The sequence below is a fragment of the Dyella sp. 01N36 genome (genome assembly GCF_056399745.1).
Genome location: NZ_JBFTRY010000211.1, coordinates 1 through 5497, shown reverse-complemented (window position 1 = coordinate 5497; position 5497 = coordinate 1). Strand labels below are relative to the sequence as shown.

Here is a 5497-nt window from a genome sequence, read left to right as displayed (position 1 = left end):
GACATAAGGTGCTCAATCTGGACAAGCTCACCTATGCGGGCAACCTCGATACGTTGTCGTCCTTGGACGGCAATGACCGGCATATATTCGTGCAGGGCGATATTGGCGACCGCGAGCTCGTCTCCAGCCTCTTGAAGACACATCACGTGGATGCCGTGGTCAACTTCGCCGCCGAATCCCATGTCGATCGTTCGATCGACGGTCCTGCCGCGTTTATCGAAACCAATGTCGTGGGCACGCTGGGCCTGCTGGAAAGCACCCGCGATTACTGGCGCTCGCTGGACGGCAGCGCACGAGCAGGTTTCCGCTTCCTGCATGTCTCGACCGACGAAGTCTACGGCTCGCTGGGTGACGAGGGTCAGTTCAAGGAAACGACGCCCTATGCGCCGAATTCGCCCTATTCCGCGTCCAAGGCCGCATCCGATCACCTGGTGCGCGCCTTTCATCACACCTATGGCCTGCCCACGCTGACGACCAATTGTTCGAATAACTACGGCCCGTACCAGTTCCCTGAAAAACTGATACCGCTGGTTATTCAAAAGGCCTTGGCGGGCGAGTCGCTGCCGGTTTACGGCGATGGCCTGAACGTGCGCGACTGGTTGTACGTAGGCGATCATTGCACCGCGATCTCGCGCGTGCTCGAGGCCGGTCGCGTGGGCGAGACCTATAACGTTGGTGGCAATGCCGAGCGTGAAAACCTCACCGTGGTCAAGACCATCTGCGCCCTGCTGGACCAACGCAGCCCGCTGGCCGATGGTCGCAAGCGCGAATCGTTGATCACGTTTGTCAAAGATCGCCCTGGTCATGATCGTCGCTACGCCATCGATTCGTCGAAACTCCAGACCGAGCTCGGCTGGCGTCCATCGCAAACGTTCGAATCGGGCATCAAGCACACGGTCGACTGGTATTTGGGCAACACGGCGTGGGTTGCACGCGTGCTGGATGGCAGCTATCGCATGGAGCGACTGGGCGCATGAGCAACTCAAAGGGCATCATCCTGGCCGGCGGCTCAGGAACACGGCTCTATCCGATCACGCAGGCAGTGAGCAAACAGCTGCTGCCCGTGTACGACAAACCGATGATTTATTACCCGCTGGCCACGCTGATGCTGGCGGGCATCCGCGACGTGCTGATGATCAACACGCCGCACGAACAGGCCTTGTTCCAGCGCCTGCTGGGCGACGGGAGTCAGTGGGGCATCAACATCACGTACGCGGTGCAGCCCTCTCCCGATGGCCTGGCGCAGGCCTTCATCATCGGCCGTGATTTCGTCGGCAATGACCGCAGCTGCCTCGTCCTGGGCGACAACATTTTTTATGGCGTGGGCTTTACCGAGCGCATGAAGCGCGCCGCGGCCCGCGAACGCGGCGCCACCGTGTTCGGTTACTGGGTCAAGGATCCGGAACGCTACGGCGTGGCCGAATTCGACCAGACGGGCAAGGTCGTCGGGCTGGAAGAAAAACCCGCCGTCCCCAAGTCGCATTACGCGGTGACCGGTCTGTATTTTTACGACAACCGTGCACCTGACTTCGCCGCAAGCCTGAAGCCCTCGCCGCGCGGCGAGCTGGAGATCACCGATCTCAACCGCTGCTATCTCGACGACGACTCCCTGCACCTGGAGCAATTGGGTCGAGGCTATGCCTGGCTGGATACCGGTACCCATGAGTCCCTGATGGAAGCAGGCAACTACATTCAGACCATCGAGAACCGCCAAGGCCTCAAGATCTGCTGCCCCGAAGAAATCGCCTACGTCAACAAGTGGATTGATGCAGAACAACTGCTACGCCTGTCGGCGCCACTGTCCAAAACCGGCTACGGGCAATATCTACAGAACCTGATCAAGCAAGGCTACGTGGGATGAAGTTCATTGAATCCTCACTGCCCGGCTGCTTCGTCATCGAACCGCAGGTCTTCGGCGACTCGCGGGGCTTCTTCTATGAAAGCTACAACGAGGCCAAGTATCGCGAGGCGGGCATCGACAGGAGATTCGTCCAGGCGAACGTTTCGCGCTCGGCCCGCGGCGTACTTCGTGGCTTGCACTACCAGTGGCCGCATCCGCAGGGCAAGCTGGTCAGCGTCCTGGAGGGCGAGGTCTACGATGTAGCGGTAGATATCCGCCGAGGGTCGCCGACCTTCGGCCAGTGGGCGGGCGTGATGCTCACTGCGGAGAACCATCGCCATTTCTGGATACCCGAGGGCTTTGCCCATGGATTCTGCGTGGTTTCCGAATTCGCCACGTTCTCCTACCAGTGCACCGATCTCTACGACGCAAAGGCCGATGGCAGCATTCGCTGGAATGACCCGGCGATCGGCATCGACTGGCCCATCTCCGCCCCCCTGCTTTCCGACAAGGATGGCAAGGCGCCCCTGCTTGCCGACGTGGCGCTGGACCGCCTCCCGGAGTATCGCGCTTGAAGATCTTGCTGTTGGGCGCAAACGGGCAGCTGGGCCGCACCTTCTTGAGCCATGGCGGGCTTGCGTCCCGCGGAACAGTGGTCGCCGCCACCCGTGACGGCAAGCTCATCGACCAAGGCGCCGGCATTGCGGCCGACCTGTCGGCCCCGGAAACCCTGGCGACGTTGCTGGATCATCAGCAACCGGACGTTATCGTCAATGTCGCTGCCTATACGGCAGTGGATCGCGCCGAGCAGGAAGAAGCCATCGCCACCCGCATCAACGCCGAAGCCGTCGGCGTCCTGGCCCGATGGGCCAAGGCCAACGACGCGCTGCTGGTGAACTACTCCACCGACTATGTGTTTGCGGGCAACGCCAACCATCCTTATGGCGAAGATGCCGCGGTAGCGCCTGCCGGAGCCTATGGCCGCAGCAAACTGGCCGGTGAGCAAGCGCTTGTGGCCAGCGGTGCGCACTATTTCAACTTCCGCACGGCATGGGTGTATTCGCCGGTCGGGCAGAACTTCCTGCGCACCATGCTGCGCCTCGGCGGTGAGCGAGACGAACTTCGCGTCGTTGCCGATCAGATCGGCAGCCCAACCGACACCATCTTGATTGTCGAAGGCAGCTTGACGGCCATCGATCGCTGGTTGAGCGCCGACGCAAACACGCGAAAGAACCTGGAAGGAACCTACCATCTGACGGCAAGCGGCCAGACGAGCTGGTTTGGCTTTGCTTCCGCCATTGTGCAAAGGGCGGCCCAACGAGGGCTTCTTTCGAAAACGCCCATCGTGCATCCCATTGGCAGCAGCGATTTCCCGACGCCTGCCAAACGGCCCGCCTATTCGGTGCTCGACAATGCGCGGTTTGTCCGCACATTTGATCATCCCCTACCTGATTGGCAGGCAGGGCTGGAGCGCACGCTCGATATGCTCACCCCCGTCCACAACTGAACCCTTATGCTCATTCCCCTCATACTCAGCGGTGGCAGCGGGACCCGGCTATGGCCGATCTCGCGCAAGAATCTCCCCAAGCAGTTCCTTTCACTGGCTGGCAGCGAAACACTGTTCCAGCAAACCGTGAAGCGCGCCTTGCGCCTTCCGGATGTCGCTGCACCCGTCGTCGTTGCAAGCGACGACCATCGCTTCCTGGCGGCCGAACAGCTGCAGGAGCTGCAGGTTCCCGATGCAAGCATCTTGCTGGAGCCGGTCGCCCGCAATACGGCGCCTGCGATCGCCGTAGGTGCGCTGCAAGCCCTGGCCAGGGATCCTCAGGCGATCCTGCTGGTGCTGCCGGCGGATCATCTGATCGGCGACGATGAAGCGTTCGGGGATGCGGTTGCCAAGGCTCGCCCGCTCGCCGAGCAAAACTGGCTGGTGACGTTCGGCATTCGCCCCGATCGACCGGAAACCGGCTTTGGCTACATCCGCCGGGGCAAGCCGCTGGAAAGCGAGACGTTCCAGGTCCAGCAGTTCGTGGAAAAGCCCAAGCTCGAGGTGGCCGAAGGCTATGTATCGAGCGGCGAGTACGACTGGAACTCCGGCATGTTCATGTTCCGGGCCTCCACGTATCTGGACGAGCTTGGCGCACACGCACCGGCCATGCTCGCCGCCGCTCGCGCGGCATTCGATAAGGCGAACACGGATCTGGACTTCATCCGCCTCGACAGCGAAGCCTTCGCCTCGGCGCCGAGCGACTCGATCGACTATGCCGTGATGGAGAAGACCTCGCGCGCCGCCGTGGTACCGGTGGCTTGCCGCTGGTCCGACATCGGTTCATGGGACGCGCTCTGGCTGGCTGCCGAGAAGGACGCCCAGGGCAACCATCTCGAAGGCGACGTCATCGCACTAGACACCACCGGCAGCCTCGTACGCTCACACGACCGCCACCTGGTGGCCACGGTTGGCCTGGAAAACATCGTGGTCGTGACCACGCCCGATGCCACCCTCGTGGCACGCCGCGATGCATCGCAAGACGTGAAGAAAATCGTGGAAGCGCTGAAGGCTGCCGACCGCACCGAACAYGATCTGCATCGCGTCGTGCGCCGCCCCTGGGGCATGTACGACTCCCTGGAAAGCGGTGACCGCTTCCAGGTGAAGCGCATCGTGGTCAAGCCTGGCGCTGCCTTGAGCCTGCAGATGCACCATCACCGCGCCGAGCACTGGATCGTGGTCAAGGGCGTGGCTGAAGTCACTTGCGACGACAAGGTGTTCCTCCTCGCGGAGAACCAGAGCACCTACCTGCCCTTGGGCAGCAAACATCGCCTGCGCAACCCGGGCAAGGTGCCCGTGGAGCTGATCGAGGTGCAGTCGGGAAGCTATCTCGGCGAAGACGACATCGTCCGCTACGACGATGTCTACGGTCGCGCGTAAAGGCCGCCCTGCCGCTGCAAGAACACGCATGACCACCAGATGAGAAAGGGCCCCGCAGGGCCCTTTCCTTTACGCGCGTATCAGGTCGGACAACTCGCGAGTCTTCGCTTCCATCAAGGCGGCGTCACCGCGCGACTCCACATTGAGTCGCAGCAGCGGCTCCGTATTGGACGAGCGCAGATTGAAGCGCCAGCTTCCAAAATCAGCGCTGACGCCATCCACATAATCGAGCGTCGGCTGCTGTGCGGCAAAGTGCTCGAGCACTTTCGCCACCACGGCCTTCGCGTCGGCCACCACGAAATTGATTTCGCCGCTGCACGGGTAGGCAGCCATGCGTTCGGCCAACATGTCCGCGAGCGTCACGCGGGTCTTGGAGACGCGTTCGGCCACCAGCAACCACGGAATCATGCCCGAATCGCAATAGGCAAACTCGCGGAAGTAATGATGGGCACTCATCTCGCCGCCGTAGATCGCGTCTTCAGCACGCATTCGCTCCTTGATAAAGGCATGCCCGGTCTTGCTTTCGATAGGCACGCCACCCGCCTGTCGCACCATGTCGATCGTGTTCCACGTCAATCGCGGATCATGGATGATCTTTGAACCGGGGTGCTTCTGCAGCAGCTGGGCAGCAAGCAGGCCGACGATGTAGTAGCCCTCGATGAATTCGCCCTTCGCATCGAAGAAAAAGCACCGATCAAAATCGCCATCCCAGGCAATGCCGAAGTCAGCAC

General features: G+C 61.5%; 6 protein-coding genes. 5 read left to right on the top strand and 1 reads right to left on the bottom strand.

Going from position 1 to position 5497, the window contains the following annotated elements; genetic code table 11:
* The 5 genes from rfbB to AC1DMG_RS19255 form a co-directional block, all read left to right on the top strand.
* Nucleotides 1–977 (top strand): dTDP-glucose 4,6-dehydratase (gene rfbB, locus AC1DMG_RS19275; protein WP_477180923.1); only part of this gene is annotated, 977 nt, incomplete at its 5' end.
* Nucleotides 974–1861, top strand: a complete 888-nt coding sequence (rfbA, locus tag AC1DMG_RS19270) for a glucose-1-phosphate thymidylyltransferase RfbA (RefSeq protein ID WP_441604668.1) — start codon at nucleotides 974–976, stop codon at nucleotides 1859–1861. The genes rfbB and rfbA, both read left to right, overlap by 4 nt.
* On the top strand, nucleotides 1858–2415 hold the full coding sequence (gene rfbC, locus AC1DMG_RS19265) for a dTDP-4-dehydrorhamnose 3,5-epimerase (protein ID WP_441604669.1): 558 nt from the start codon (nucleotides 1858–1860) through the stop codon (nucleotides 2413–2415). Before rfbA ends, rfbC begins: the two co-directional genes overlap by 4 nt.
* The gene (rfbD, locus tag AC1DMG_RS19260; protein ID WP_441604670.1) at nucleotides 2412–3347 is read left to right on the top strand and encodes a dTDP-4-dehydrorhamnose reductase; all 936 of its coding nucleotides are present in this window, start codon (nucleotides 2412–2414) and stop codon (nucleotides 3345–3347) included. The genes rfbC and rfbD overlap by 4 nt, the downstream gene beginning before the upstream one ends.
* Nucleotides 3348–3353: 6 nt before the next feature.
* Complete coding sequence (locus AC1DMG_RS19255) at nucleotides 3354–4766, top strand: mannose-1-phosphate guanylyltransferase/mannose-6-phosphate isomerase (RefSeq protein WP_441604671.1); 1413 nt, start codon at nucleotides 3354–3356, stop codon at nucleotides 4764–4766.
* A 69-nt stretch (nucleotides 4767–4835) separates the two neighbouring features.
* Here the strand turns inward: AC1DMG_RS19255 and AC1DMG_RS19250 are convergent.
* Nucleotides 4836–5497, bottom strand: a 662-nt coding sequence (locus tag AC1DMG_RS19250) for a phosphohexomutase domain-containing protein (protein WP_477180922.1), incomplete at its 5' end; no start/stop codon positions are given.